Source organism: Aurantiacibacter gangjinensis (assembly GCF_001886695.1).
GTDB lineage: Bacteria > Pseudomonadota > Alphaproteobacteria > Sphingomonadales > Sphingomonadaceae > Alteraurantiacibacter > Alteraurantiacibacter gangjinensis.
This window is the reverse complement of the sequence record NZ_CP018097.1, coordinates 1,207,209-1,233,869: the sequence shown is the minus strand read 5'-3', so window position 1 is coordinate 1,233,869 and position 26,661 is coordinate 1,207,209. Positions and strand designations below refer to the sequence as shown.

At 61.5% G+C, this 26,661-nt stretch carries 24 protein-coding genes and 1 tRNA gene; 15 read left to right on the top strand and 10 right to left on the bottom strand.

What is annotated here, in order from left to right; all coding sequences use genetic code 11:
* The first annotated feature begins 130 nt into the window (after positions 1-130).
* From BMF35_RS06110 to BMF35_RS06100, 3 genes are read left to right on the top strand one after another with little or no spacing between them, the layout of a single operon-like run.
* Positions 131-391, top strand: a complete 261-nt coding sequence (locus tag BMF35_RS06110) for a DUF3489 domain-containing protein (RefSeq protein WP_047007326.1) — start codon at positions 131-133, stop codon at positions 389-391.
* Complete coding sequence (locus tag BMF35_RS06105; protein ID WP_047007325.1) at positions 388-804, top strand: DUF2924 domain-containing protein; 417 nt, start codon at positions 388-390, stop codon at positions 802-804. The genes BMF35_RS06110 and BMF35_RS06105 overlap by 4 nt, the downstream gene beginning before the upstream one ends.
* On the top strand, positions 801-2,453 hold the full coding sequence (locus BMF35_RS06100; RefSeq protein WP_047007324.1) for a recombinase family protein: 1,653 nt from the start codon (positions 801-803) through the stop codon (positions 2,451-2,453). Before BMF35_RS06105 ends, BMF35_RS06100 begins: the two co-directional genes overlap by 4 nt.
* 178 nt (positions 2,454-2,631) lie before the next feature.
* On the opposite strand, the gene BMF35_RS06095 is transcribed toward BMF35_RS06100, so the two are convergent.
* Positions 2,632-2,722: transfer RNA gene (locus tag BMF35_RS06095), tRNA-Ser, on the bottom strand.
* An 82-nt stretch (positions 2,723-2,804) separates the two neighbouring features.
* Between BMF35_RS06095 and BMF35_RS06090 the strand changes: the two genes are divergently transcribed.
* Together BMF35_RS06090 and BMF35_RS06085 are read left to right on the top strand one after the other, a co-directional pair.
* Positions 2,805-3,209, top strand: coding sequence for a metallopeptidase family protein (locus BMF35_RS06090; RefSeq protein WP_047007323.1), 405 nt, complete (start codon positions 2,805-2,807; stop codon positions 3,207-3,209).
* 38 nt (positions 3,210-3,247) lie between these two features.
* Positions 3,248-4,216: a peptidylprolyl isomerase gene (locus tag BMF35_RS06085; protein ID WP_047007686.1), complete on the top strand. Its 969-nt coding sequence runs from the start codon at positions 3,248-3,250 to the stop codon at positions 4,214-4,216.
* A 172-nt stretch (positions 4,217-4,388) separates the two neighbouring features.
* On the opposite strand, the gene BMF35_RS06080 is transcribed toward BMF35_RS06085, so the two are convergent.
* The 3 genes from BMF35_RS06080 to BMF35_RS06070 all read right to left on the bottom strand — a co-directional run bounded on the left by BMF35_RS06080 (position 4,389) and on the right by BMF35_RS06070 (position 8,512).
* Positions 4,389-6,470, bottom strand: coding sequence for a RelA/SpoT family protein (locus BMF35_RS06080; protein ID WP_047007322.1), 2,082 nt, complete (start codon positions 6,468-6,470; stop codon positions 4,389-4,391).
* Positions 6,471-6,531: 61 nt separating this feature from the next.
* The gene (locus tag BMF35_RS06075) at positions 6,532-7,191 is read right to left on the bottom strand and encodes a potassium channel family protein (protein WP_047007321.1); all 660 of its coding nucleotides are present in this window, start codon (positions 7,189-7,191) and stop codon (positions 6,532-6,534) included.
* Positions 7,181-8,512: a TrkH family potassium uptake protein gene (locus tag BMF35_RS06070; protein ID WP_047007320.1), complete on the bottom strand. Its 1,332-nt coding sequence runs from the start codon at positions 8,510-8,512 to the stop codon at positions 7,181-7,183. The genes BMF35_RS06075 and BMF35_RS06070 overlap by 11 nt, the downstream gene beginning before the upstream one ends.
* A 131-nt stretch (positions 8,513-8,643) precedes the next feature.
* On the opposite strand from BMF35_RS06070, the gene BMF35_RS06065 reads away from it, so the two are divergent.
* Positions 8,644-9,624 carry a calcium/sodium antiporter gene (locus BMF35_RS06065; protein WP_047007685.1) on the top strand — a complete coding sequence of 327 codons (981 nt, stop codon included), beginning with the start codon at positions 8,644-8,646 and terminating at the stop codon, positions 9,622-9,624.
* Here BMF35_RS06065 and BMF35_RS06060 read toward each other — a convergent pair.
* Positions 9,621-11,543 carry a M1 family metallopeptidase gene (locus tag BMF35_RS06060; RefSeq protein WP_047007319.1) on the bottom strand — a complete coding sequence of 641 codons (1,923 nt, stop codon included), beginning with the start codon at positions 11,541-11,543 and terminating at the stop codon, positions 9,621-9,623. The genes BMF35_RS06065 and BMF35_RS06060 overlap by 4 nt on opposite strands.
* A gap of 220 nt (positions 11,544-11,763) precedes the next feature.
* Between BMF35_RS06060 and BMF35_RS06055 the strand changes: the two genes are divergently transcribed.
* The 4 genes from BMF35_RS06055 to BMF35_RS06040 all read left to right on the top strand — a co-directional run bounded on the left by BMF35_RS06055 (position 11,764) and on the right by BMF35_RS06040 (position 15,786).
* Positions 11,764-12,654, top strand: coding sequence for a hypothetical protein (locus tag BMF35_RS06055; RefSeq protein WP_156172160.1), 891 nt, complete (start codon positions 11,764-11,766; stop codon positions 12,652-12,654).
* A gap of 146 nt (positions 12,655-12,800) precedes the next feature.
* Positions 12,801-13,739: a hypothetical protein gene (locus BMF35_RS06050; protein ID WP_156172159.1), complete on the top strand. Its 939-nt coding sequence runs from the start codon at positions 12,801-12,803 to the stop codon at positions 13,737-13,739.
* Positions 13,740-13,754: 15 nt separating this feature from the next.
* Entirely contained in the window at positions 13,755-14,669 is a 915-nt protein-coding gene (locus tag BMF35_RS06045; RefSeq protein ID WP_047007316.1) for a glycoside hydrolase family 16 protein, read from the top strand.
* Positions 14,670-14,712: 43 nt separating this feature from the next.
* Positions 14,713-15,786, top strand: a complete 1,074-nt coding sequence (locus BMF35_RS06040; protein ID WP_052766092.1) for a DUF4062 domain-containing protein — start codon at positions 14,713-14,715, stop codon at positions 15,784-15,786.
* A 4-nt stretch (positions 15,787-15,790) separates the two neighbouring features.
* On the opposite strand, the gene hemF is transcribed toward BMF35_RS06040, so the two are convergent.
* Complete coding sequence (gene hemF, locus BMF35_RS06035; protein WP_047007315.1) at positions 15,791-16,648, bottom strand: oxygen-dependent coproporphyrinogen oxidase; 858 nt, start codon at positions 16,646-16,648, stop codon at positions 15,791-15,793.
* A gap of 161 nt (positions 16,649-16,809) precedes the next feature.
* Here hemF and pdeM point away from each other — a divergent pair, with 161 nt between their 5' ends.
* The 3 genes from pdeM (at position 16,810) to BMF35_RS06020 (ending at position 20,492) form a co-directional block, all read left to right on the top strand.
* A complete protein-coding gene (pdeM, locus tag BMF35_RS06030; protein ID WP_047007314.1) occupies positions 16,810-17,538 on the top strand; it encodes a ligase-associated DNA damage response endonuclease PdeM in 729 nt (242 codons plus the stop codon).
* 354 nt (positions 17,539-17,892) lie between these two features.
* Complete coding sequence (gene infC / locus BMF35_RS06025; RefSeq protein WP_047007313.1) at positions 17,893-18,411, top strand: translation initiation factor IF-3; 519 nt, start codon at positions 17,893-17,895, stop codon at positions 18,409-18,411.
* Between the two features lie 203 nt (positions 18,412-18,614).
* Positions 18,615-20,492 carry a sensor histidine kinase gene (locus tag BMF35_RS06020; RefSeq protein ID WP_047007312.1) on the top strand — a complete coding sequence of 626 codons (1,878 nt, stop codon included), beginning with the start codon at positions 18,615-18,617 and terminating at the stop codon, positions 20,490-20,492.
* A gap of 15 nt (positions 20,493-20,507) precedes the next feature.
* Here BMF35_RS06020 and BMF35_RS06015 read toward each other — a convergent pair whose 3' ends face one another.
* Positions 20,508-21,068 carry a hypothetical protein gene (locus BMF35_RS06015; protein WP_156172157.1) on the bottom strand — a complete coding sequence of 187 codons (561 nt, stop codon included), beginning with the start codon at positions 21,066-21,068 and terminating at the stop codon, positions 20,508-20,510.
* 269 nt (positions 21,069-21,337) lie between these two features.
* Here BMF35_RS06015 and BMF35_RS06010 point away from each other — a divergent pair, with 269 nt between their 5' ends.
* Together BMF35_RS06010 and BMF35_RS06005 are read left to right on the top strand one after the other, a co-directional pair.
* Entirely contained in the window at positions 21,338-22,645 is a 1,308-nt protein-coding gene (locus BMF35_RS06010) for a cystathionine gamma-synthase family protein (RefSeq protein ID WP_047007683.1), read from the top strand.
* A 101-nt stretch (positions 22,646-22,746) separates the two neighbouring features.
* Positions 22,747-23,685, top strand: a complete 939-nt coding sequence (locus BMF35_RS06005; RefSeq protein ID WP_047007310.1) for a hypothetical protein — start codon at positions 22,747-22,749, stop codon at positions 23,683-23,685.
* Positions 23,686-23,691: 6 nt separating this feature from the next.
* Here the strand turns inward: BMF35_RS06005 and BMF35_RS06000 are convergent, their stop codons facing one another.
* The 3 genes from BMF35_RS06000 to BMF35_RS05990 all read right to left on the bottom strand — a co-directional run bounded on the left by BMF35_RS06000 (position 23,692) and on the right by BMF35_RS05990 (position 26,577).
* Positions 23,692-25,350, bottom strand: coding sequence for an ATP-binding protein (locus tag BMF35_RS06000; RefSeq protein WP_162199239.1), 1,659 nt, complete (start codon positions 25,348-25,350; stop codon positions 23,692-23,694).
* Positions 25,351-25,426: 76 nt separating this feature from the next.
* Positions 25,427-26,062, bottom strand: a complete 636-nt coding sequence (locus BMF35_RS05995; RefSeq protein ID WP_047007308.1) for a hypothetical protein — start codon at positions 26,060-26,062, stop codon at positions 25,427-25,429.
* Positions 26,050-26,577 (bottom strand): J domain-containing protein, encoded by a 528-nt coding sequence (locus tag BMF35_RS05990; RefSeq protein WP_047007307.1) that lies wholly within the window; start codon positions 26,575-26,577, stop codon positions 26,050-26,052. Before BMF35_RS05990 ends, BMF35_RS05995 begins: the two co-directional genes overlap by 13 nt.
* Positions 26,578-26,661: the final 84 nt, after the last annotated feature.

Genomic DNA, 26,661 nt, shown 5'->3' with positions numbered 1-26,661 from the left:
ACAGCAAGCATTGGTGTCCGGACCGGATCGCTTCTGCCGATCCGCTGCCAGCCCCGCCGAGCATGGTTTCGCGGGGCTTTGAGTGGTGGGAGCCGCAATCCTGCGTGCTCGCCAAGAAGGAGAACCACACATGACAACCAAGACGCCGAAGAAACCTGCCGCTAAAGCGACCAAGACAGCGCCGCCGCGCGAGACCAAAATCGGGAAGGTCATCGCGCTTCTGAAGCGGAAGCAGGGCGCGACGCTCGATCAGATTGTGAAGGCCACAGGCTGGCAACCACACACGGCTCGGGCCGCGATGACCGGACTTAAGAAGAAAGGCTACACAATCGAACGTAAGGCTTTCGATGGAGTCTCGCATTATCTTATCACGGCAAGCGCGAGAGTATGAACAGGCTCGACGAGCAGCTTGTCGAGCTGGAGGCACGCAATAGGCCCGAGCTCAAGGACCGGTGGGTGAAGCTCACCGGTCGACCAGCTCCCAATGTAAGCGCAGCGCTGCTTCGCCTCGCGATTGGCTACGAACTGCAGGCCAAAGCGCTGGGGAAGCTGTCGCGAAAGACGAAGCAGGCATTGAATACAGGTGCAAGCAGTAAAGCGATCACACGCGACCTCAAACCCGGCATGCGGCTGGCGCGCGAGCATGGCGGCAAGGTCCACGTGGTCACAATCGGCGATGCTGGCGAGATCATATGGAATGGCCGCCAATGGAACTCGCTAAGCGAGGTCGCGCGCGCGATCACTGGAACGCGCTGGTCAGGCCCTGCCTTCTTCGGCTTGCGAGACAAAGCGAAAGCCGCATGAAGAAAGTCCGCTGCGCCATCTATACCCGCAAATCAAGCGAGGAAGGACTAGAGCAGGATTTTAACTCGCTCGATGCCCAGAGCGATGCCTGCGCTGCCTATATCACAAGCCAGACATCGGAAGGCAGGTCGCTAATCGGGAACAGTTACGACGATGGCGGTATCTCTGGTGGGACGATGAAGCGCCCTGCTCTGCAGCGGCTTTTAAAGGACATTCGCGACGGAAAAATCGATATCGTGGTGGTCTACAAGGTCGACCGCCTAACGCGTTCGCTGCTCGACTTCGCTAAGCTGGTCGAGACCATGGATAAAGCGGAGGTCAGCTTCGTCTCTGTGACCCAGTCTTTCAACATGACCAACAGTATGGGGCGCCTGACCCTCAATATGCTTCTCAGCTTTGCGCAGTTCGAGCGCGAAGTTACCGCTGAGCGTATCCGCGACAAGATTGCTGCTTCAAAGGCCAAGGGTATGTGGATGGGCGGGGTATCTCCACTTGGCTATGAGCCGAACGGGCGAACGCTCCGGATCATCGAAGAACATGCTGTTATCATCCGAGACCTGTTCGAGCGTTATCGCAAGTATGGCAACGTTCGGCTCGTATTCGACCAGCTTATTGACGAACGGATCAAAGTGCCCAAGCGTACTCTGCGCTCGGGCAAAGCGATTGGCGGTTCATTCTTCACAAGGGGCCAGATCTACCGGATACTTTCTAACCCGATTTATATCGGCGAAATCCAGCACAAGGATCGGACCTACAAGGGACAGCACAAGCCGATCATCGACCGCGATGTGTGGAACGCCGTGCAATGCAGGCTGGGCGAGAACCGGCAAGGCGAGCAGCGATCGAAGTCAATCCGATCGCCCAGCATGCTGGCAGGCAAAGTGTCTGATGAAAGCGGTGAGCCGCTGGTCGCAAGCCATGCCTGTAAAGGCAAGATTCGCTATCGCTTTTATGTCAGCAGATCGCTTCAGCACGATGGTGGCAGGACCGCCGAGGGCTGGCGGATACCTGCAAAAGAGCTCGAAGGTGCGGTCATCGAACGACTGGCAAGCGAACTCGAGCAACCGCTTGCGCTGATTGAACAAATGGGCGGCGAGTTATCCGCGAGCAGCTTGTCATCCCTATCGACGAAAGCTGAAGCGCTGGCAGCACGCATTCGGGAAAAACAGGTATCCTCGATCCGTCCGCTGATCGAGCATGTGAAGGTCTCTGCCAAGCACTTGGATATCTCACTCCATGCAACTGGGCGTGCCTCCGAACTGAGCCTTCCGGCAACACAGCCCATTCGCAATCCCACGCTAGCAATAGACGTCTGCCTCAAACGAACCGGAAGAGCGCTGCAACTCGTTCAGTCGAACGGACGCAGCGGTATCAAGCAGGTCGATGCAACGCTGCTGCGTCTCGTTCAACAGGGAAGATCCTGGTGGGAAGAGATCGTATCGGGCCAGCAAAGCATCGCGCAGTTTGCGCGGGGTCACGATGTAACAGCATCATACGTCACCCGCATGGTGCGACTGGCATTCTTGTCCCCGCAGATCGTTGAGGCCGTTGCTACGGGCACTCAACCAGTCGCGCTAACTCCTAGCCGACTCCGGACCGTCGAACTTCCAGCGAGCTGGTCAGATCAGCAGAAGTTGCTGGGTACTTGATCCCCAACCTCACAACCGAATCCCGTACCTCCGAAAAGGCTAGGAGAGAAAGTCCCGCATTTAGCGCGCAATGATGCAGATTTGGGATTCTCTGCAGTACCGGATGAGGCGCAGAACGGCGCAGTTCTGCGCCGTTCTCCAAGCCGTATATTTTTCTTGCAGATTAGTGACTTACAGGTGGCGGAGCGAGAGGGATTCGAACCCTCGATACGGGGTTACCGTATACACACTTTCCAGGCGTGCGCCTTCGACCACTCGGCCACCGCTCCGCATGCCTGTCTTGGCAGAGGCGGGCACCTAGCGGAGCGGGCGGGCGATGACAAGCGGGCAATCCGCCCTTAAGTGCGCAGCATGACCCGGACGATCGGCATCGCCCCTTCCATCGCCGAAATGGAGGCCATGGCGCAGCGCGCGCTGGACCGCATCCCGCCTGCCTTTGCGGAGCATCTGGGCGCCGTCGTGATGCAGGTGCAGGACTTTGCCGAAGACGATTTGCTTGCCGAAATGGACATTGAAAGCCCGTTCGACCTGACCGGCGTTTACGAAGGCGTGCCGCTGACCGAGCGCAGCATCGAACATTCCGGCACCATGCCTGACCGCGTCCGCCTGTTCCGCATGCCGATCCTGCTCGAATGGTCGGAACGCGGCGATGAAACGCTCGAACATCTGGTGGCGCATGTGCTGGTGCACGAGATCGGCCACCACTTCGGCCTGTCGGACGAAGACATGCACACGCTGGAAGAGCAGGTTCGCTAGGGCTTGCCATCCGGCAACGCGGTGGCAGGATGGGCGGCATGAAACACCTGATCGCCAGCACGCTCGCCCTCGCCCTTTCGCTTCCCGCCATCGCGCAGGAGGCAGAGCCCGAGCCGGCAACGCCAACCTCCGTCGTCGCCGCCGCGCAGGACAGCGAATGGATCGCCATCGCACCTGATGATCTGCTGGTGATGGACCTGGCCCCCGACAGTTACGGCAGTGACCGGCGCGTGGTCATCCAGCTGATCCCCCCGCCCTTCAGCCAGCCCTGGGTGGAGAATATCCGCACCCTCGCCCGTGCCCATTGGTGGGACGGCACGAGTATAAACCGCGTGCAGGACAATTACGTTACCCAATGGGGCGATGTGACGGAGGAGAAGCCGGTTCCGATTGGTATTGAATCACCTTCTATACCCTACGAAGTGCGGTTGCCTCGGACATATTCCCTAAATGAAGCCGGTATAGATCACGAGACCGCCACTTTTACCGAGGCGCGCATTATTGGATCGCGTGACTCCTATGCGTCTTTGGTAGGCACCGTAGCCGGATGGCCCGTTGCAATGTCTCTGGACGCTGCATGGCCCATCCACTGTTATGGCTATGTCGGCGTCGGCCGGAGTTACGCGCCCGACACCGGCACCGGTGCTGAACTTTACACGATCATCGGCCAGCCACAGCGGCATATGGATCGCAACCTTGCCGTTGTCGGGCGTATCATCGACGGGATGGAGCATCTCTCCAGCCTGCCGCGCGGCTCCGGGGAACTGGGCTTCTACAGCGAGGAAGAGGCGCATTTGCGCACGCCGATCCTCTCCGTGCGGCTCGCCAGCGAGATGGAGGACGCGCCGTCCTTCGAATATCTCAGCACGGAAAGCCAGAGCTTTGCCGCCTATGTCGCGGTGCGGGCCAATCGCGACGATGCGTTTTACACGGTGCCTGCTGGCGGGGTGGATGTGTGCAATGTCGAGGTGCCGGTCCGACGCGTCGATGCGGAGCCGCAAAGTTGACAAAGCTGACAGACCGGAGCGGCCGATTTTGCGATCTTTATCACGCAATTTGAAACAGTTATCGCGGATCTTGCGAAGTTGACACTCCGCCGGGAATTTTCGGCGCGCGGCTGGTGATAGCGATGAGAAAGAGCGCCGCCGCGATATACCGGCACACAGGCTGTAGGACAGTCTAGACCCTGTCCGCCTGCGCCACGGCATCGGTCGCACGCAGTGCGCTGAGGATGCGGGTGAGGTGCGCCAGATCTTGCACTTCGAGATCTACCGCATAGGTGTGGAACGGATCGTCGCGCTGTAGCAGCTCCAGATGCATGACATTGGCTGCATTGCGCGCGAACGCGCCCGCCATTTCGGCCAGCGTGCCAGGGCGGTTGTAAAGTACCACGTTCAGCCGTCCGACCGCGCCCTGGGATCGTTCGCCCCAGCTCAGATCGACCCAGTCTGCATCCACGCCATTGGCGAGTTCCAGGCAGTCGATCGTGTGGACTTCCACGCTTTCATGCGGGCGGCGCAGGCCCACGATCCGGTCACCGGGCACCGGGTGGCAGCATTCGCCAAGGTCGAAGCCGACGCCCGGCGTCAGCCCCTTGATGGAGATGGCGCGTTCTTGCGGCGGATCGCTGGGCAGGTCGGCTGTGCTGCCCGGCACAACGGCTTCCATCACCTCGCGATCGGACAGTTTGGCAGAGCCAATGGCGTACATGAAATCGTCGACATCGCTCATGCCGAGCCGCTCGACAGCTTGCCGGATCGCCTTCTTGCCCACCTTGGCAGGCAGGCGGTCGGTGATTTCCTCGAACAGCTTGGTGCCGATCTCGGCGATCTCGCTGCGCTCCTTCTGGCGCACTGCCCGGCGAATGGCAGAGCGCGCCTTGCCGGTGACGACGAATCCCAGCCAGCTCAGCTGCGGTTCGGCATTCTTGCCCTTGATGATCTCCACCACGTCGCCATTGCCCAGCGGCGTGCGCAGCGGCATGTGGCGGCCGTTGATCTTGGCGCCCACGGTCTGCGCGCCAAGGTCCGTATGCACGGCAAAGGCGAAGTCTACGGCAGTCGATCCCTTGGGCAGCTGGAAAAGCGAACCCTTGGGCGTGAAAGCGAAAATCCGGTCCTGGTAGATGGCGAGCTTGGTGTTCTCCATCAGCTCTTCGGCATCGTGGCTCTGTTCCACGATCTCGATCAGGTCGCGCAGCCAGCCGACTTGCCCGTCCACCTGCCCGCCCTGCTTGTACGCCCAGTGCGCGGCAAGGCCGAAGCCGTTGGTGCGGTGCATTTCGCGGGTGCGAATCTGCACCTCCACGCGCATGGACTGGTCGTAGAACAATGTGGTGTGCAGCGATCGGTAGCCGTTGTTCTTGGGCGTGGAGATGTAATCTTTGAAGCGCCCGGGCACGAACTGGAAGGTCTGGTGCAGGACGCCCAGCGCGCGGTAGCAATCCTCCACGCTGTCGGTCAGCACGCGGAAGGCCATGATGTCGGTCACCTGCTCAAAGCTGACATGCCGCTCTGCCATCTTGCGCCAGATCGAATAGGGGTGCTTCTCGCGGCCCCATATCTCCGTATCCAGCCCGGCGCCCGAAAGCGCCTGCTTGATGTCGAGCGCGATGCGGTCGACCTGCCCGGCATCGCTCTGGCGCAGCTGGTCCAGCCGCTTGGTGATGGTGTGATAGGCTTCCGGCTCCAGCTGCTCGAAGGCGAGCAGCTGCATCTCGCGCATATATTCGTACATGCCCACCCGCTCTGCCAGCGGGGCGTAGATATCCATCGTTTCGCGGGCGATTCGGCGGCGCTTTTCCGGCTTCTTGATGTGATGCAGCGTGCGCATATTGTGCAGCCGGTCTGCCAGCTTCACCAGCAACACGCGCAAGTCTTCCGACATGGCGAGCAGGAACTTGCGCAGGTTTTCCGCCGCCCGCTCGTTTTCCGGCATGGCCTCGATCTTGGAAAGCTTGGTGACACCGTCCACCAGCCGGGCGACTTCGGTGCCGAAATTTTCCTCGATATCGTCGATGGTGGCGAGCGTATCTTCCACCGTATCGTGCAGCAGCGCGGTGATGATGGTCTGCTGGTCCAGCTTCAGGTCGGTCATCAGCCCGGCGACTTCTACCGGATGGCTGAAATACGGATCGCCGCTGGCGCGCTTCTGGCTGCCGTGTTTTTGCACCGTGTACACATAGGCGCGGTTGAGCAGCGCCTCGTCGGCGTCGGGGTCATAATCCTTGACCCGCTCAACAAGTTCGTACTGGCGCAGCATTGACGCGATTGTGCGGTGCGGCAGCTTTTTCGGCAAGCGGAAAAAGCAGTTAGTGCAGGCGCTACCCGATCGCGGCGAAAGCCTCGATGTCTTCGGTGCGGCCGGAAACAACCACAAGGTCATCGGGCAGGATCAGCGTGTCGGGGGTCGCATGGATGAAATCCTCGCCTTCGCGCTTCACGCCGACCACGGTGACGCCGTGCTTCTTGCGGCACTCGCTGGTGACCAGCGGCACGCCGACAATGCTGGCAGGCGCGGCCAGCTTGGCGATGGCGAACTCGTCCTCGAAGCTGATGAAATCGAGCAGCCGCTCGTTCAGCAGGCGCGCCACGCGCTCGCCCATGCGTTGCTCGGGGAATACGACGTGATGCGCGCCCATCTTTTGCAGGATGCGGCCATGTTTTTCGTTCGTGGCCTTGGCCCAGATATTGGGCACGCCCAGATCGATCAGCGCCAGCACGGTCAGCACGCTCGCCTCAATGTCGGAGCCGATGCCGACGACCGCGCTTTCGAACTCGCCTGCGCCCAGGCGGGACAGGCAATCCAGCTCTGTGCAGTCGGCTTCCACCACCTGCGTCAGTTCGCCGGCGAATTGCTGGACATAGGCGGGGTCGGTATCGACGCCCAAGACCTCGTGCCCCATGCGCTCCAGCGTTTGCGCCACGGCACCGCCGAAGCGGCCCAGGCCGATGACGAGAACAGGTTTGCGTTTAGCCGACAATGGGGGCCTCCTCGGGATAGCGATAGGGTTTGTGCTGGGCAGCACCAAGGGCAAGCGCGGTGGCCACGGTGATGGTTCCCACGCGGCCTACGAACATCAGCACGCACAGCGCGATATGGCCCGAAGGCGGAAGGTCGGCAGTGATGCCGGTGGACAGGCCCACGGTCGAAAAGGCGCTGATCGCCTCGAACAGAACATCGCGCAGCGGCAGGCCGGTGATGGAGAGCAGGTACATGGTCGCCAGCATGATGAGCGTCGCGCCCAACGTGGCGATGGAGAGCGCCTGCCGCTCCACCCCTCGCTCGATCCGCCGGCCGAACACCACCGCATCGCGCTGGCGGCGGATTTCCGACCAGACGATGATCAGCAGCACCACGAAGGTCGTAATCTTGATGCCGCCCGCCGTACCTGCACTGCCGCCGCCGATGAACATGAGGATATAATTGAGCACGATGGTCTGGTCGCGCATCGCGCCCATATCCAGCGTGTTGAAGCCGGTGGTGCGCGGCGTGATCGAATGGAACCACGAATTGAGCACCTTGGCGCCGGTCGACATGGGGCCAAGCGTATCGGGATTGTCCCATTCCATGCCCAGCGTGGCGAAAAAGCCCACCAGCAGCAGCACGATGGTGGCGGACACGGTAATCTTCGTGTGCAGCGTCCACTTGGCAAACTGCAATGGCCGTGCGCGCAATTCCTGCATCACGGGGTAGCCCAGCGCGGTCAGGATGATGGTGAGCATCACCGGAACCTGGATGACCGGATCGGTCTGGAAACCCATCAGACTGTCGGAAAAGGTCGAGAAACCGGCATTGTTGAAGGCGCTTATAGCGTGGAAGATGCCGTGCCAGATTGCCGCTTCCCAAGCATAATCGTGCACGGTCGCAAAGCGGATGGCGAGGATGGTGGCGAGCACGGATTCTACGACCACCGTGATCTTCAGCACCAGTTTCAGCACCGATCCGGCATCACCGATATCCAGCCGGCTGCGCTCCACCTGCGTCGCCATCTTGTCGCGCAGGCCGAATTGCCGCCCGGCGACGAGGCCGAGCAGCGTGGCTGCGGTCATAATGCCGAAGCCGCCGATCTGGAACAGCACCATGATGGTGATCTGGCCGAACATCGACCAGTAGACCGGCGTATCCTCGATGATGAGGCCGGTCACCGCGACGGCAGAGGTCGAAGTGAAGAACGCCGTCACCAGCGAAGTCCACTCGCCGGATGCGCTGGAGAAAGGCATCGCAAGCAGGATGGTGCCCACAATGATGAAACCCGCAAACAGGAAGGGAATCAGCCGGACGGGATCGCGCAGTGCGGACATTGGCGCGGGCGTTTAATAGAACCGCATTTGCGATGCCAGCGGAATTTGTGTGGGCATTCCGGAACCGTTCGTGCCGCGCGAAACTTGCTTTGCAAGACCGCTGCCGATCGCACGGTCTGGAGCATGTCGATATGTCCGTTGCCGTTCTGATCCTGGCCGGTCTCGCGCTGTTGGCGCTGGGCGGCGAATTGCTGGTGCGCGGGGCGGTCGGCATAGCCGAAAAGCTCGGCGTCTCGCCGCTGCTGGCGGGGCTCACCATTGTCGGCTTCGGCACATCCATGCCCGAACTGGCGACCAGCATCCAGGCGGCGTTCGCCGGATCGAGCGATATCGCGGTTGGCAATGTGGTCGGCTCCAATATCGCCAATATCATCCTGATCCTCGGCGTCACGGCAGTGATCTTGCCGCTTGCCGCCAATCGTGCAGCCTTCAAGCGCGATGGCATTGCGCTGGCGGCATCCTCGCTCGCCGCGCTCGCTTGCGTTCTGGCGGGCGGGATCGGGCGTATCGCCGGTATCGCGCTGATTGCGGCGCTGATCGGCTATATCCTCTGGGCCTATCTGTCGGAGAGGCAATCGGGCGACGCTGCGGCGCAAATGCACGAGGCGCTGGCAACAGATGCCGTCGCCGCGCCCGCCACCCCGCTCTCGAAAGGCACCCCTGCGCTCGCGGTAATGACCATCGCCGGCATCGCAGCTGCCATTTACGGCGCGGGCCTGCTGGTGGAGGGCGCGATCGCGCTGGCGCAAGGTTGGGGCGTATCCGAAGCGGTCATCGGACTCACCATCGTGGCGGTTGGCACATCGCTGCCGGAGCTGGTCGCCTGCGTCGTCGCCGCGCTGCGCGGGCACGGCGACGTGGCGCTGGGCAATGTCGTGGGGTCGAACATATACAACGTGTTCGGCATTCTCGGCATCACCGCGCTGGTGCAGCCGCTGGCGGTGCCGCAACAGATTGCCGCGCTCGATATCTGGGTGCTGCTGGGCGTCACCGCCCTGCTGCTGCTGTTCCTGCGAACGGGTTGGACGCTCAAGCGCTGGGAAGGAGCGGTGTTCCTTGCGCTTTACGCCGGATACACCGCCCTGCTCTTCCTTGCGCCCGCGGCTGCCTAGCCCGCATCGGAGGCGCTGTAGCCCGTGATCCCGTCCACATTGCCGCGCGTATAGCTGTGATAGCTGCCGCGCGTTTGCTCATAAATGCGCGTGGCGATGGGTCGGCCCCAATCGCCCGTGCTCCACAATGCGCTGAACAGCGGGGCGACGAACTTGTTGCGGCCCACGCTGGCCAGGAACTGCTCGGCCTGCGGCACGGCGGGGTCATATTCGTTACGTAGCGCGGCCTCCAGCCAGAGGAACAGCACTTCGTTATTGCCGGTTTCCGATAGGCCCAGCGATTCATTCAGCGCGGCAAGCTCGGTATTGCTCAGCTCTTCGGGCAGCTCTTCGAGGAAGCGGCGCTGCTCGAACGCATTCCAGCTGGCCCATGCCTCGGCATCGGGAAGCTCGCGGCTGTCTGCATAGGCGGCAACGGCAGTGTCGACGGTGCCGAACACATCCTCGCCCGGACGCACGGCGTTTTCCGGCAGGCCGGTGCCGTAAATCCATTCGTCCAGCATCAGCGCCTCTTCCAGCTCCTCGTCCCCCTGCACGACATTCTCGCGCAGCGCGGCAAGGAACATTTCGGAGGTCGCAGGCTGGAACGCGTTCTCATCGAACCATTGCTGCATAAAGGCATCGAAACGCTCGCGCCCGATGATGCTTTCCGCGGTGTGCAGAAAAAGCGCGCCCTTATCGTACATGATGGCCGAATTGTATTCGAGCGGGTTCAGCTCGTCCGGCGTGCGCAGCGCGGTGCGCGGATTGTCATTGCCAAGGCTTTCCAGCGCGCCTTCGATCCCTGCAAATTCCAGCGCGCGCTCCTGCTCGGCGCGCTCCACCCCGAACACGGCTTCGGAAATGCGGTTGGTGAGGTAGGAGGTGACGCCCTCGTTCAGCCAGCCATCGCGCCAGCTGGCATAGGTTACGAGATTGCCGGACCAGCTATGCGCCAGTTCATGTGCGATGAGGCCGGTATTGCTCCGGTCGCCCGCAATGAAAGTCGGCGTAAGAAAAGTCATCACCGGGTTTTCCATCCCGCCATAGGGGAAGGCGGGCGGCAGCACGATCATGTCGTACCGGCCCCAGCGATAGGTGCCGTAAATCTCTTCCGCCGCATCGATCATGGCTTCGGTGTCGGACAATTCCGCAGCCGCTTCCTCGATCACTTCGGGTTCTGCCCACACGCCCGAGCGGGGGCCAAGTTCGGCGAATTCGATATTCCCGGCGGCAATCGCAATCAGATAGGGCGGGATGGAATTGTCCATGGTGAACTCGAAAGCGCGGCGGTTTTCGCCGACATCTTCCGGATCGCCGCGGCTGATGCCGCTCATCACGACATTGAGCGGCTTGGGCGCAGTGATGCGCGCTTCCCAGGTCTGGCGGATGCCGGGGCTGTCCTGCGTGGGTATCCAGCTGCGATTGAGGATCGCCTGCCCCTGGCTGAAGACGTAAGGATATTCGCCGCCCGCCGTCTGTTCTGGGTCGAGCCATTGCAGCGCGGGTGCATCGGGCCCACTGGCATAAGTGATGACGACCTGCTGCAGGCCCGGCCCGGTCAGTTCGCCCAGCTGCACGGTGATGGGCTCACCCTTGTCGGGGTCCGCCTCGCCAATGGTATAGTCCAGATCATTGCCATTGCCGTCCTGAATGCCACCGATCACCAGCCCGTCGGAATCGAGCACGATCTCGGTTGCATCCTCGGCAGCCTGCACGTCCAGCGTGGCGGTGCCTTCCACCCGGCGCCCCTCGAAATCGAGATCGAGATCGAACGCCACATGGGTGACGCGCGCCTCTTGCGGGCGGGCATATGTGAATTCGTCGAAAGCCTGCTCGCTGGTCAGGACGGGCGCGACGACGCGTTCCTGCTCGGCCATGTCGGTGTTGCAGGCGGCCAGCATGGCTGTGGCGGTCAGGGCGAAAAGGGGTTTGCGCATGGATACTCCGGCAGATGCGTTTGCGTATATGGGCGGGCTTGTAGCACGGCGCGCGCCGCTGTCATCCGCCGATGGAGGATAGACGCTTGTCGATGAACAGCACCTATCTTTTCGCCGCGAGTTATGACATCGCATCACTGCTTTCCACGCACAGGATTCTCCCTACATGTTCGCTACGCTATATCGTTCCCGTTCCGCCTTTGCTTGCGCTGCCTATGCAATGGCCAGCACCATGTCCGTTAACCCGGTCTTCGCGCAGGACGAAACAGAGGAGCAGGGAGCGAATACCATCATCGTCGATGGGCAACGCATCGACACGGCAGACATCCGCAGCACCGCCCGTGACATCACGATCGGTTCGTATTCTTATCAGGTTCCCCTAGCCCGTTTTACGCGCCCCGTATGTGCGGGTGTATGGGGCTTGGGCGAGGATATCGGGCAGGCGATATCCGACCGCATCATGCAAAACGCCGCAGAAATCGGCGCCGAGGTAAGCGATGAAGTCGGCTGCGGCGCGAATATCTGGGTGATCGTCGTGGACGATGTGGAGGCGACGTTTACCCAGCTCGAAGAGGACGATTCGCATATGACCCGCCACCTGACCCCGCTGCAGGTGCGCAAGATCCGCAGCGAAGAAGGTAGCGCGCGCGGGTGGAGCGTCATCTCCACGCGCAATCCCGATACCGGCCTGCCAGTGCCCACAGGCTTTGAGGCAACGCAGCGCTTTTTCGAAGGAGAGTTCGGCACGCCGGTCAACCAGGTTTCCAGCATGTCGCGATCCGAGCTGGGCATCAGGACCGATATCGAATTATCGGTCGTACTGCTTGAACGCTCCGCCCTTGCCGATCTCGATACCGATGCGCTGGGTGATTATGCCACGATGCGCTTGCTCGCTTATACCGATGTGCCGGACGGCGACACGCCAGTCTCTACCATCCTCAGTCTGTTTATCGCCGGTGATGCCGCTATCGGTGCTCCGCAGCGCATGACGGCGTTCGACAGGGCTTATCTGCGCGCGCTTTATCGCAGCAGTCCGGTCCGCCCGGCGCGAATGGCGATCGGCAATATCAGCGCGCTGATGGATGACGAGCAGGACATCGACGGCGAGTGAGACGACACGCCAATACATTTGCCTAATGAATATGTGACAGCCAAGAAATCACTCACTCTGTTTCTAACCGGCACCCTAATGTGGTAAGGAAATTGACCGCGCTCTGCGTCATAGTGCGTCAAGTCGAGGAGAGACCGATGCGGATCATGAAATCGATCGCAGCCACCGCGCTGGCAGCCCTTTGCCTATCCGCGCTGCCCCCAGCGCATGCCCAGACCGCCGAAGAACAGGCGCAGGACGAGCAACGCCGCATCGTGGTGGAGGGCGAACGACAGACCAATCGCGCCGCGCGCGATCAAGCCCGCGAACTTACGCCGCGAGCGTATAGCACTTCCGAGCCATTGCCCCGTTTTCAGGCAGACGTCTGTCCGGGCGTATGGGGCCTGTCGCCGGAATTTGCCCAACCGATGATTGATCGTATCTATTCCAATGCTGAGCGTGCCGGTATCCCGGTAAATGCCACGGAAAATTGCCGCGCGAATGTCTGGATCATCGTAGTCGACGATCCGCAGGAAACCTATAACAGCCTGCGCGAAGAGCGCAGTTTCTTGGTCCGTGGGCTCCACCCTAGGGTGAGGCGCGAAATCGCCGAAGAGCACGGATCGACTGTGGCCTGGCACCGTACCAGTATGCGGACGCTCGAAGGGGCTCCCCTCGTGACCGGTTTCGAGGCTGTCACTGCCAATATGGCAGCGATCAGTGGTACCGGAGCCCCAATTCCTTCGCAAACTGACCGCATGTCGCGCACTCGGACGGCGATCAGGCAGGATATCGACTTCGCGATCCTGCTGGTCGAGCGCTCCGCCCTGGCCGATCGCAACCTGTTTGGCGTGGCCGACTTTGCAACCATGCGATTGCTGGGGCGCGCGCGTGTGCCGGAAAACGAAACGGCTTTCAGCACGGTGCTGGCCTATTTTACGGATGAGTATTCCGCCGACGAAATGACAATGTGGGATCGCGCCTATCTCCGCAGCATGTATCGCGGCCTGCCCAACCGCCCATCCAGCCAGGCGCTTCGCGACCTCGGCACGCTGATGATGCGCGAGAACGAACAGCGCCCTGATGTGACTCCGGTGACCGGCTAGACTAAAGCTGGCGGAATGACCCGCCTCGCACAATCACTCGCCCTCTTCCTGCCCATTCTTGCGCTGGCAGCTTGCGCGGCTGAGCCGCGCAATCCTGCGCCGACCGAGGCCGAGGTCGATGCAGCGCAGGCTGAAGGCAATGCGCGCCAGCTCATATTCTCGGACGAATTCAATTCCGGCAGCCTCGACCGCACCAAGTGGAACGTGGTCGGCATGGATTTCTGGGTGAATGACGAGGAGCAGGCCTACGTCGATTCCCCGGACACCATCCAGTTTGCCGATGGTGTGGAAGGCGCCGATGGCGGCTTGCTGGTGCTGCGCCCCGTCTACCGGCCCGGCGAGGATACGCGCGAGGACCGCAATGCCGACTTCATCTCGGGCCGGGTGAACACGCGGGGCAATTTCGATTTCACCTATGGCCGCGCAGAAGCGCGCATCCGCATGCCCGATGCCACCGGCGTGTGGCCCGCCTTCTGGCTGCTGGGCAATGAAGAATGGCCCGCGACCGGCGAGATCGACATCATGGAATATATCGGCGAGGCCGACTGGACCGGCACCGCCGCGCACGGCCCCGGCTATTCGGGCGATGCAGGCATCGATGATCGCTACTACTTCCCCGAAGGCACCGATGTGACCGACTGGCACGTCTATGCCGTCGAATGGGAAGCCGATGTCATCCGCTTCTATGTCGACGACGTGATGACGATGCGCATTCCCAAGACCAATGTCGAATTCTTCGGCGAATGGGCGTTCGATAATCCCAAATTCCTGATCCTCAATTTCGCCGTAGGCGGCATCTTCCCGCGCAAGATCAACGGTATCGAACAGCCGTATGTTGGCATGCCTGAGGAAACGGCAGAGCGCATCCGCGCGGGCGAGCTGGCGATGGAAGTGGACTGGGTGCGGGTTTATGGGGTTGACCCGCGATAATTCAAATCTGGCAACCGCGAGAGTTGATCGGTAGCTATAGCAGATGTCCTACTCGATCCGTCACTCGGTTTTCGTCAGCTCAACCTTCACCGACCTCGTCGAGGAAAGGTCTGAGGTAATTCAAGCCCTGTGGGAGATGGATTGCATACCAACAGGGATGGAAGCGTTTGTAGCCTCAAACCAAAGCCAGTGGGAGGTGATTCAGAGAGTAATCGATGAGTGCGATTACTACGTCTTGATCATTGGAGGTCGATATGGATCGGTGACCGAAGAGGGAATAAGCTATACAGAGAAGGAGTACCGATACGCCAGCGAACTCGGCGTACCAGTCCTCGCATTCGTTCATTCAAATCCAGAAGCTATTCCTGTCGGCAAGTCGGAGAAAGACCGGGAAGGGCGCGATCGACTAGAGGCATTTAGAAAAGCAATTATGGATCAATATCCCGTCCGAGCGTGGTCAACTGCGCAGGAACTGGGCGCGTTAGTCTCGCGCTCTCTTATTCGCGAGATCAGAATCAATCCACGGCCAGGCTGGCTTCGTAACGATGGGAGTTCTCCGATTGCGCTTTTGGAACGCATCAAAGACCTGACCGAAGAAAACGAAGTTCTGCGAAATGCCAACGTTGAGACAGACTTCACTTTTGATGAAACTCTGGAGCAAGGGTCTGACGAAATTGAGCTGTCTGGTGGGCGAACGGTCCGACACGATGGCACCTTTGATCGGCAGAATGAAAACTGGAATGCCATGGTATCTTGGGACCAAGTCTTTAAAGACATGGGCCCTTCGATGATCAACGAAGCGACTGAAAATGAACTAAAGTCAATCCTTGCTAGATTCACCGGGTGGGATGAACCGCGAGCAAGGTGGTCGATACTTTCTGCCGAAGTTTCACCCGAAGCATGGAATGAGGTTCTAGTTCAGCTTCGCGCTCTTGGCCTGATTGAACAGGGCGAGAAAAAGCGCGGTGTAAATGACAAAAATCGTTATTGGAAACTGACTCGTAAAGGAGACAGATATCTTCTCACGCTTTTAGCCAGACGCCGCTCTGGACTTTCTACAACCGTTCAGCAGGTTGACAGTTCTGATAAACTTCCGATCGGGGATTGTACCGACTGAGACCTCACCCCCACGTCACCTCGGGCGGCAGGCTCATCAGGATCGCGTCGATATTGCCGCCGGTCTTCAGGCCGAACAGCGTGCCGCGGTCGTAGACGAGGTTGAACTCCACATACCGCCCGCGCCATTCGCGTTGCAGGGCTTTTTCTTCCTCGCTCCATTCCATGCCCATGCGATGGCGCACGATGGCGGGGAAGGCATCGAGGAAAGCTTCGCCTACATCCTTGGTAAAGGCGAAATGGCGGTCGAATGTGGCGGTGTCCTCGCATTCTAGGTGATCGTAGAAGATGCCGCCCACGCCGCGATGCACGCCGCGATGGGGGATGAAGAAATACTCGTCCGCCCATTTGCTGAAGCGTTCGTAATAAGTCGGGTTGTGCGCCGCGCAGGCTGCGCGCAGGCGGGCGTGGAAGGCGTCCGTATCTTCCTTGTATTCTATCGGCGGGTTGAGATCAGCGCCGCCGCCGAACCACGCCTTTTGCGTCGTCAGGAACCGGGTGTTCATGTGCACGGCGGGCACATGCGGATTGGCCATGTGGGCGACCAGGCTGATGCCGGTGGCGGTGAAGTGCGGCTCCTCCTCGCTAGCGCCATTCACCTGCGCGGCGAAGGCCGAGCTGAACGCGCCGGAGACTGTGGAGACATTGACGCCAACCTTCTCGAACACCTTGCCCAGCATCTTGCCCTGCACGCCGCCGCCGCCATCGGAGCCGTCCTCCGTCTCACGGTCCCACGAGGTGTAGGCGAAGGTTGCATCCGATCCCGCTTCGCGCTCGATTGCCTCGAACTCGGCGCAGATCCGGTCGCGCAGGCTTTCGAACCAGTTTCGGGCGGTGGCTGTTTGCTCGGTCCAGTCGGTCACACCATGCTCCTGACAACCACCGACCGCTCACCCTGAGCTTGTCGAAGGGTTGTCCTTCACTTCATGCCAATCACTAGAAGAAAGAGCAGCCCTTCGACAAGCTCAGGACGAGCGGAATTTGAAGTTGCATAGGCGGAAACCTATTGCCATTAGGAAGTCACATGGTTCCCGTTTCGTTCGCCTTCGATTTCTGCGGCCAGGAATTCGTCCTGACGCGCGCCAATGCGGTGTATTGGCCGGCGGAGCGTGCATTGCTGGTGGCCGACCTGCATCTGGAGAAAGCGAGCTTTTTCGCGCGTCACGGCCAGTTGCTGCCGCCCTATGACAGCCGCGAGACGCTGGAGAGGCTAGCCGATGCGGTGCGCCGCTTCGATGCGCGGCGCGTCATCACGCTGGGCGACAATTTCCACGATTCGCATGGCTCGACCACGCTGGAGGCACATGCGGCAGGGATGCTCAGCGCCCTCACCCGCGCTACGGACTGGGTGTGGATCACCGGCAATCACGACCCGAGCATGGAAGCGCAAAGCGGCGGCGCGATTGCGAAAGAGCTGGAAGTGGGCGGCGTGATCCTGCGCCATATGGCCAAGCGCGGCGAGACGCGCCCCGAGCTTTCCGGCCACTTTCACCCGCGCGTGCAGCTGAAAATCCACCATCGCCACATCCGCCGTCCCTGCGCGGTGATCGGCCACAACGACGATGGCTGCGGACGCATGATCCTGCCCGCATTCGGCGCGCTGACGGGCGGCATGAACGCGGCCGATCCCGCTATCCTGAAAGCGATGCAGCCCGTGAGTGCCGTCGATGCGTTGGTGCCGACGGAGAAGAAGCTGGCGCGGTTTCCGCTTTGGCGGGAGGATAGTTTTCCTCATGCTCACGCATCCGCGTGAGCGTCCTCGCTATACGCGCAGCAAGCTGCGCCCGCTGCGGGCGGGCGTTCGCCCTTGCCGTCCCTAGCGGGACGGAGATCCGCAACACGGTAGCGTCCTTGCGATGACCGCGGTCGCGGCCAGCGACCGACCGAGCCCGAACGGGCGACCGCAGGTGCCGCGCAGTCCGAAGGACGGAGCGAACAGCACCGAGGACGATTCGGCGGATGCCGGATCGAAAAGAAAACAAATCCTGAAATTGCCTGACAACCACCCCGCTATCCCCCTAGCTTTCGCCTGCTCTACGCCCTACATAGCCACGCGAACCAAAACAATTTCAGGAGCGATTCCATACCACGTCCACCACGCCGCACGATGGCACCGCCGGTCAAGTCCGGCCCGAAATACGATCAGTTTATCCAGGCCGAAAAGGTCCGCGTCATCGATGGCGAGGGCGAAAATCTCGGCGTGATGTACACCCGCGAAGCGATAGAGCAGGCCCAGGATGCGGGCCTCAATCTCGTCGAGGTTTCGCCCAATGCGAACCCGCCGGTGTGCAAGTTCCTCGATGTCGGCAAATATCGCTACGAGGCCCAGAAAAAGGCCAATGCGGCGCGCAAGACGCAGAAGACGCAGGACATCAAGGAAGTGAAGATGCGCCCCAACATCGACACGCACGATTACGATGTGAAGATGCGCAATGTGAACAAGTTCATCGACAATGGCGACAAGGTGAAAGTCACCCTGCGTTTCCGCGGGCGCGAAATGGCGCACCAACATCTAGGCATGGACTTGCTGAAGCGGGTGCAAGACGATGTGGCAGAAATCGCCAAGGTCGAGGCCTTCCCGCGCCTCGAAGGCCGGCAAATGCTGATGGTGCTCGCACCGAAGTAAATAACCAGACGGCAGGCGAGAAAGGGCGGCGGGCACGGCTATGCGCGCCGCCCTTTCTGCGTTCATCCACACGCTTTCCACATCTGAGCGGCGCGACTGCCATATTTATGGCATGAGGCGATTAATGTGACGGCCATACACCCTCGCACATGCCGTCCGGCGGGCGAGGGCTGAGGGCCTGCCGGACAGGATACGGGGGGAACATGGCAGAGACGCCAAGCTGGAAAAGCGGGCATATCGCCCGGCTGATCGCCGCCATTGCAATGGTGCAGGCATTGTTTTGGTTCGTGTTCGTCCCGGTCTTCCTCCCGCCCCCATCGCAATTGCCGCCGCGTCCCGCGATAGAGGCGATGGACTATGCCATGGTCGATGCGCCTGTGGCCGAGGCACTGGATGCCGCCGCTTTCGAGCCCATGGTGCCCGGCCCTCGCCTGAGCCCCGATGGTTATCACGCGGTGCGCACCACATTCTCGCTCGACGCGGTGCCGCCGCAAGGCGTGGCCGTTCTCGACCAGACGGGTGCGGACAATGTGCGCTTCTTTATGAACGGCGTGTCGGTCTATTCGCCCGGCAGCATGGATCTCGATGATCCCAGCTATCATAGTTATCACAAGGAAATCATCCATGTGCCTGCCGCCGCCCTGCGCGAAGGGCAGAACCGGCTGACCGGCGTCTACATGACTACGCTGCCGCGCGAGGTGCCCTATATCCCGCCGCTGGTGGGCGAGTATGACAGCATTGCAGGCGCGGTGCAGTGGAAGGCCTTCACCATCGACGAGTTCCGGCTGATCTCCGCCGTGATCGTCGCCGTCGTCGCGCTGTTTGCCGGCATCGCCGCCAGCCGCGCGCGGGAGCGGGATTTGCCGCTGTGGCTGTGCCTCGCGGCCACTGGCTGGACAGCCTACAACCTCTTCTTCGAGTGGCTGTGGTTTCCATTGGATGGCGCGGCGCGCGGCTTTTACTACGCGGCCACCGCCACATTCGTCGCAGCGGCCTGGGCGATCTTTGCGGACGCATGGTCGGGCACCCGGCTGCGCTTTTACCGGCTGGGCGTTTGGATCGTGTTTGCGCTGGCCGTGCTCGTCAGCGGCTGGATGATGTTCGCGCGCTATTCGGATACCGCATTCGGCGTGGTGGAAACGGCGGTCGAATGGGCCGGTCTCCTACTCAGCGCCGCCACCGTGCTGCGCCTTGGTTGGCACTTCATTCGCCACCCGGCAGAGCGGCGTTATCTCGAGGCAGCCGTGCTAGTGCTGCTCGCGCTGCTGATGGTGTTCCACCTGTCCGCGATCATTCTGGATGGCATGCATCGTCCCTATCTCGCCGCAACTCAGCCGCTCATCCTCCTCCTGCTGGGCATCGGCTTTTTCGGGCGCAATTTCAGCCTGTTTCGCAGCCGCGAGCAGCTCAATGCCGAATTGCAGGACCAGCTGGACGAGCGCACTGCCGAGCTTGCCCTGGCGCATGACCGCGAGAAAACGCTTTTGCGCGAACAGGCGCATGCCGATGAACGCTCTCGCATCATGCGCGACATGCATGATGGCGTCGGCTCCACGCTGATGAGCCTGCTGATGGCAGCGCGGCGCGGCAAGACCGAGCAGCCTTTCATGGAGCAGGGATTGCAAAGCGCGATCGACGAAATGCGGCTGATGATCGATTCGATGGACTCGATGGGCGAGAGCCTGAAAGCCGCATTCTCCCTGTTCGCAGAGCGCGCCGCCATGCGCTGCGAGGGCGCGGGCTTCGCCTTCGAAAGCCGGATCGAGAACGCAGACGACCTGCCGGTGTTGGGCGTGCGCGCGAATATCCAGGTTTTCCGCATCATGCAGGAAGCGGTGGCCAATGCGCTGAAGCACTCAACCGGCAATCGCATCCGGCTGACGCTCACTGGCAATACCATCGAGATCGCCGACAATGGCGACAAGCTGGGCGAGGCGCGGCAGGGCGGTCGCGGGCTTGAGAACATGCAGGTGCGCGCGCAGTCCATCGGCGGCGATCTGCACGTGATGCGGCGCGATGACGAAACGGTGGTGCAGTTGGAATTGCCGAGAGCTGCGGCCGAGACCGTGGCTTCAGCGTAGCGGCTGGCGCGTCGGCTACGGCGAGCGTGACAGGCAGCGATATTCGCGAAGCGATGCATCGGCGATGCGCCGCGCCTCCTCGTTGTCGCCCGCATCGAAGCTGAGCGGGCATGACATGCCATCGCCGGTCAGCCGGAACACCAATAGACTGGCGCGGTCCGGTTCGCCCGGCGCTGTGGCGTAATCGTTCATCCTGATGATGGCGGCGATCGGTTGGAAGACACCGTCCTGCACCGGTCCACGCCATTCCACCGGCCATGACGGATGGCGCTCTATGGAGAACATCCCGAATGTATTGGCAGGGTAGCCGAAACCCACGCCCAATCGCGCTGCGTCGGTATATTGCAGCCAAACGGGTATTCCGCCCCAGCCGTCGCAGCGCTGGCGCACGTGGTCGATGGGCTCGATCCCGGCGGCGACGACTACGCAATTATCGAGCAGCGTGTAGCGGCTTTCCAGCGGCTGCGCGGCGTCCTGCCCGTTCGCGGGCGTCGTGCACGACGCTAGGGTAGCGCAGAGCGATGCGATGAAAGGGCGCTTCCAGCCGCCTGGTATCCATACAATGCGATTTGCCATGCTGCCTTCCCCGCCATGCCGCTTTCGCCTGACCATCTTTTATGCTCAATCCCAGGGCGAAGGAAAGCACACGAACATGGCAGGCGACTGCCTGTGCCCCTTGCGCTGGCTCAAGCGCCAAAGTAATCGCAGGCGAAACTGGTTTTGCCGCGATGCGCGCCTGCGGAGGTTAGGCGCGGGCAAGCCTGGACAATAGATTGGGCCCCTGCCTTCCTGGGGGCGTTTAGCTAGGAAGGAGCCCACTCGTGGCCGACCAGAAAAATGATCCCATGGGCGCCGTGGACACCCCAACCCCGCGCCGCAAGCCCAAGCCCGAAGTCACCGAAATCGGCGGCCGCAAGATGAAGCCCAGCACGCTGATGATGGGCCACGGCTTCGATCCGGCGCTGTCCGAAGGATCGCTCAAAGCCCCGATCTTCCTCACCAGCACCTTCGCTTTCGAGAATGCTGCGGCGGGCAAGCGGCATTTCGAAGGCATTACCGGAAAGCGCGCAGGCGGTGCCGAGGGCCTCGTCTATTCCCGCTTCAACGGACCGAACCAGGAAATTCTCGAAGATCGCCTCGCCATCTGGGACGGCGCGGAGGAAGCGCTGTGCTTCTCCAGCGGGATGACGGCGATTGCGGTACTGATGCTGGCGGCCTGTAATGCGGGCGATGTTATCGTGCATTCCGGCCCGCTCTATGCCGCCTCCGAAGGCTTCGTCGCCAAGGTGATGGCGAAATACGGCGTCACCAATATCGATTTCCCCGCAGGTGCGACGCGCGAGCAGCTGGATGACGTCATGCGGCGCGCCAAGGCCATGGCGGAAGAGCAGGGCGGCGAAGTGCCGCTGATTTATCTCGAAAGCCCGGGCAATCCGACCAATGCGCTGGTCGATATCGAAGCGGTGAAGGAAGCGCGCGATGCGCATTTCGATCCCGAACGCTGCCCGATCGCCATCGACAACACCTTCCTCGGCCCGCTGTGGCAACGCCCGCTGGAGCATGGCGCGGACCTGGTGGTCTATTCACTCACCAAATATGTCGGCGGCCATTCGGACCTTGTTGCGGGCAGCGTCTCGGGCAAGAAAAAGTGGATCGACGCGGTGCGCGCACTGCGCAACACGATGGGCGGGATCGCCGACCCGAATACCGCCTGGATGCTGCTGCGCTCGCTCGAAACCGTCGAATTGCGCATGCAGCGCGCGGGCGAGAATGCGGAAAGGGTTTGCGCTTTCCTGAAGAGCCATCCCAAAGTGGAGGGCCTTGGTTATCTCGGCATGATCGAGGATGCCCGCCAGCAGGACATTTACGACCGGCATTGTCTGGGAGCAGGCTCTACCTTCTCGCTCTTCATCAAGGGCGGCGAAGCTGAGTGCTTCCGTTTCCTCGATGCGCTGAAAGTGGCCAAGCTGGCGGTCAGCCTCGGCGGCACGGAGACGCTGGCCAGCCATCCGGCCAGCATGACACACCTGTCCGTTGCCGAAGGTCGCCGTACCGAGCTGCGCATTACCGACAACCTTGTGCGGATATCTATCGGTATCGAGGATCCGGACGATCTGATCGCGGACTTCGAACAGGCGCTGGAAGCGGTATAAGCATGCATCTGGCGGGTTGCCCCGCCGGGTGACAGACAGCTAAGGGAAAGGTTCACCCGCCTATCGCGGGAAAGACTCTTGCTTATCGGACGGGAAAACACGTGCTTCGCAAATATGCCCTCTTCGCCGGCGTCGCCGCTCTTGGCGCTCTTGTGACCTCTTGCGGCGATGACGATCCCACGCCGACGCCAACGCCCAGCGAGAGCCCTTCTCCGACACCCACGCCGACCAGCTCGCAGGTCGATTTCGACCTGACGATGGATTTCGTGGCCGAAGTGACGAACGCCAATCTCAGCTATGCCTTCTTCACCGCCGATGGCAGCATGGATACGGTGTTCAGCGGCGCATCGCGCACCAACGGTACTTCCGGCATTGCGCTCGCCTTCTCTCCGGAAAGTGCGACCTTCAGCTTCCCCGATCTTGCCGACGCCGTCGTGTTTACCGACGCCGATTTCGATGCGGCGACCGCGACCACGCGCCGCTACGAGCGCACGGACGAAGCGCTGCTGCTGGAAGTGCCCTTCGAGCACGTGCTGCGCGTCACCTATGAGCTGGAACAGGATTTTACTCAGGACACCACTGATGGTCGTCTGGCGTCGAACCGCACGTCCCTGTTCTTTAATTCCGTCACGACCGATAGCGAGATTACCGCCAACATCACCTATGATGGCAGCTTCGCCGTCTTCGGTGGCGATCCGCTGACGACGGAAGCGGGCGCGATCACCGCGCCCGATATCACCGTAACTGTGGAACCGGGTGCTGCCGCCGACGACGCGGACACCATCTCCGGCACGATCCGCATCTTCGAGGATGTGAACGGCACGATAACCGAAGTGGCCGTTCTGCCATTCGATGCCGAGCTGAATACGGTGAGTGGTTTCAACCTTACCATTACGGATACGGCCAACGCACTGTCGGGCAATCTCTCGGGCGCGCTGGCAGGGCCTGATCGCGATGAGGTGATTATCATCTTCTCGGTCAGCAGTACCGAAACCGACAATGATACCCGCTATGTCGGCACTTTCATCGGCGACCGGTAAGAACGGCTAGGCTCTCGCTAGCGCGGGGCGCTGCGCGAGGCTCGGCAAATCGGCCACAGGCTGGCTGGCATCGCATGGCGGCAGCGGCAGGAGGACCGTGAAGCAGGATCCGCTGCCCGGCTGCGATGTGGCGCTGATCGTGCCCTCCATCAGCGACACCAGCTGGTTGGTGATCGCAAGACCAAGGCCGGACCCGCCGAACTTCTGCGTGGTCTGGCCATCCACCTGCTCGAACTGGTTGAAAATGCGCGCGATGTTTTCTGGCGCGATGCCGATGCCGGTATCGCGAATGTCGAAGCGCAGCTGGCGGCTTTCGATCGACACACGCAAGAACACGCCGCCTTTGCCCGTGAATTTCACCGCGTTGCCGACCAGGTTCAGTATGATCTGGCGCAGGCGCAGCGGGTCCGCAATGACCGTCTCGGGGACGTTGGCATCGACCGACCAGTCGAGCCCGATGCCCTTTCGGCCCGCCGTGCCGGACAGCATGGCAACCGAAGCGGCGAGAAGCTGGCGCAGATCGACCTGCTGCACATGCAGGTCCACTTTGCCTGCCTCCATGCGCGCATAGTCGAGAATATCGTTCAGCAGCGCGACCATCGTCTGGCCGGACTGGTTGATATTGCCGACATATTCACGCTGTTGCGGCGAAAGCGGAGTATTCTGCAATAGTTCGGTAAAGCCCAGCACACCGTTCATCGGCGTACGGATTTCGTGGCTCATGCTGGCGAGGAAATGCAGCTTTGCCTCCACCATTTGCTGCCGTTCGCGCAGGAAGGCGGCAATCGGCAGGCCGACCGCAAAGCTGGCTGCGAGGAAGACCTGCAGCACCATGATCTTCTCGCCTACATCGCCATCCATCAGATTGATCGGCCCGCGCCCCAGGCTGGTGGCGATGGAAGCGACGATGGCGAGGTTGATGATGGCGATTGCATTGCCGACCGGACCGAGCCGGATGGCATAGAGGATCACCACCGGCGCATCGAGGAAGAGGAACGGGTACTCGGTCTGCCAGAAGGTGTAGACGCTGATGGAGGTGCCGATGGCGATCAGCACCAGCGCCTCTGCCAGCTTGGCCCGTGTCAACCGGTCACGCCGTTTCCACGCATCGAGAAGGATAGTAATGGCAGGAACGATCACGAGCAGGCCCAGCGCATCCGCGCGGGTCCAGCTCCACCACAGCGATAGCGCCGCCATCGGGCTTTCCGGCGCCAGCACGAGAATGGCGACGACCCCGCCAATGGCGGAGGCCAGCACGGCCACGCTGGCAAAGGTGAAAATGTGGCGCGGATAGTCGAAATCCGGCTTCTCGCAATCGAGCCGCTGCAGCGCGAGCAGGACGAGAAGCATCTCGATCTGGTTCGCCAGCGACAGCCCCGTCGCCATCGCCCAGCCATCGCCGCTCGCCAGATTGGCCGCGATATTGGCGAGGAAGGCGCCCGAGAGCAGCGGAACGACCAGATGCCGCCGGCTGCGCATGAGAATGACGATGAGAAGCGCATTGGGCACCCACAGTGCGGCGATGCGCCCATCGCCGCGCGTCAAGGCGATGCCAAGCCACGCCAGCAGGCCGAACAGCAGCGATGCGATTGCAACGACCGCGAGAACGGCCAGCCAGCGTGTGGGCGGATCGGATGGGTCTTGCGATCGGGTGGTATCGGGCACGAAAGTCTCCATGGGACGATCGTGACCTAGCCGTTCACCATGAAGCCTCTATCGGTTCACACGTACGCGTAACTGCCTAGTTGTCGAGCGGCGGAGGAGGTTCGGGCATAGGCTGTGCTGGCGGCGCAGGCGGCGGCACAGCGGCGGGCACAGCCGGCCTGCGAGCGGGCGGCGGCTCTGCAGCGCGCGCCGCTTCCATGGCGCGTTCGTCGGCCTCCCGCTCGGCCTGTTCCATGGCATCGGTCCAGCGAATGAACTGCCCCGTGACGCCGTTATACGAAACGACCAGTCGATCCTCGCTTTCTAGCCTGAAGTCCGCACGATAATGGCCGACGGCGTTGTATGCGCGCAGTTCCGGCGTGTCGGGGCACCCGGCTAATGTCGAGTGCATGCCTCGTTCTCCTGTCACCGGATCCGGCGGACCGTCATAGCTCCAGAAATTGCAGCCATCGCGCCCGCCGACGATCTCGCCGTCCGCAATGATGATGCTCATCCGCTCGTTCGATACATCGAGACCGCCTATCGTGACTGCGCGCCATTCGCCGCGATCTTCAGTATCGAACCATGCGCGCCAATCCGGCCCGCGAAAGCCGAGAACGGCGAGGACGATAGCCAGTAATGCAAGGATCAGCGCAGGCACCAGCAGGCGCACCGTCCATGTCTCGAAAGCGCCGCCGCGATTGGGGCGCTGCGGACCGCTCAACCGCGCCATTCGCGCCGCTCTTCAGCGGCTTTCAGCACTTCATAGGCGAGTTGCAGCTTCTGAAACTCTTCCGCCGCTTCCGCATCGCCCGGTTTCACATCGGGGTGCACCTTCTTGGCCCGAGCGCGCCACTCACGCTTGATCGCTTGAAAATCGGCATCGGCCTCCAGCCCCAGCACCTCCAGCGCGCGCATTTCGTCGGCGCTGCGACTGCCATCGCCGCTGCCGCCCCAGCCGTAATGCTGCGCCTCGGCGTAGCCTGCGCTTTCCGCCTGTTCAGCCTTGGCGCGCTTCGCCGCTTCTTCCTTGTCGAGACCCTGAAAGTAGTCCCAGCCCTTGTTGTATTCCGCAGCGTGGCGCTCGCAGAAATACCAGCGATCCGGGCTGTTGGGCGATTTCGGCGCAGGGCAATTGCCCGGCTGGTCGCAACCATACCGGTCGCAAATACGCACCTCGACCGCCTCGCGCCCGTCCTCATAGCCGCGCCAGCGCGGGAAGCCCCAATCGTTCGATCGGCGCGCCATTATCGCTGTGTCCCGGTAGTGTGCATAGGCGTCTATATAGGCGGCAAAGCGGCAGGCGTGAACCTGCCTGTTCGGGTAAGCGAG

Coding starts and splice junctions, on each gene's coding strand:
- BMF35_RS06065 (WP_047007685.1), top strand. CDS start 8,644: ATGTCCGTTGCCGTTCTGATCCTGGCCGGTCTCGCGCTGTTGGCGCTG.
- BMF35_RS06060 (WP_047007319.1), bottom strand. CDS start 11,543: ATGCGCAAACCCCTTTTCGCCCTGACCGCCACAGCCATGCTGGCCGCC.
- infC (WP_047007313.1), top strand. CDS start 17,893: ATGGCACCGCCGGTCAAGTCCGGCCCGAAATACGATCAGTTTATCCAG.
- BMF35_RS06085 (WP_047007686.1), top strand. CDS start 3,248: ATGAAACACCTGATCGCCAGCACGCTCGCCCTCGCCCTTTCGCTTCCC.
- BMF35_RS06105 (WP_047007325.1), top strand. CDS start 388: ATGAACAGGCTCGACGAGCAGCTTGTCGAGCTGGAGGCACGCAATAGG.
- BMF35_RS06020 (WP_047007312.1), top strand. CDS start 18,615: ATGGCAGAGACGCCAAGCTGGAAAAGCGGGCATATCGCCCGGCTGATC.
- BMF35_RS06090 (WP_047007323.1), top strand. CDS start 2,805: ATGACCCGGACGATCGGCATCGCCCCTTCCATCGCCGAAATGGAGGCC.
- BMF35_RS06045 (WP_047007316.1), top strand. CDS start 13,755: ATGACCCGCCTCGCACAATCACTCGCCCTCTTCCTGCCCATTCTTGCG.
- BMF35_RS06100 (WP_047007324.1), top strand. CDS start 801: ATGAAGAAAGTCCGCTGCGCCATCTATACCCGCAAATCAAGCGAGGAA.
- BMF35_RS05990 (WP_047007307.1), bottom strand. CDS start 26,577: ATGGCGCGCCGATCGAACGATTGGGGCTTCCCGCGCTGGCGCGGCTAT.
- BMF35_RS06110 (WP_047007326.1), top strand. CDS start 131: ATGACAACCAAGACGCCGAAGAAACCTGCCGCTAAAGCGACCAAGACA.
- BMF35_RS06050 (WP_156172159.1), top strand. CDS start 12,801: ATGAAATCGATCGCAGCCACCGCGCTGGCAGCCCTTTGCCTATCCGCG.
- BMF35_RS06010 (WP_047007683.1), top strand. CDS start 21,338: ATGGGCGCCGTGGACACCCCAACCCCGCGCCGCAAGCCCAAGCCCGAA.
- BMF35_RS06080 (WP_047007322.1), bottom strand. CDS start 6,470: ATGCTGCGCCAGTACGAACTTGTTGAGCGGGTCAAGGATTATGACCCC.
- pdeM (WP_047007314.1), top strand. CDS start 16,810: ATGGTTCCCGTTTCGTTCGCCTTCGATTTCTGCGGCCAGGAATTCGTC.
- BMF35_RS06040 (WP_052766092.1), top strand. CDS start 14,713: ATGTCCTACTCGATCCGTCACTCGGTTTTCGTCAGCTCAACCTTCACC.
- BMF35_RS06070 (WP_047007320.1), bottom strand. CDS start 8,512: ATGTCCGCACTGCGCGATCCCGTCCGGCTGATTCCCTTCCTGTTTGCG.
- BMF35_RS06015 (WP_156172157.1), bottom strand. CDS start 21,068: ATGGCAAATCGCATTGTATGGATACCAGGCGGCTGGAAGCGCCCTTTC.
- BMF35_RS06055 (WP_156172160.1), top strand. CDS start 11,764: ATGGCCAGCACCATGTCCGTTAACCCGGTCTTCGCGCAGGACGAAACA.
- BMF35_RS05995 (WP_047007308.1), bottom strand. CDS start 26,062: ATGGCGCGGTTGAGCGGTCCGCAGCGCCCCAATCGCGGCGGCGCTTTC.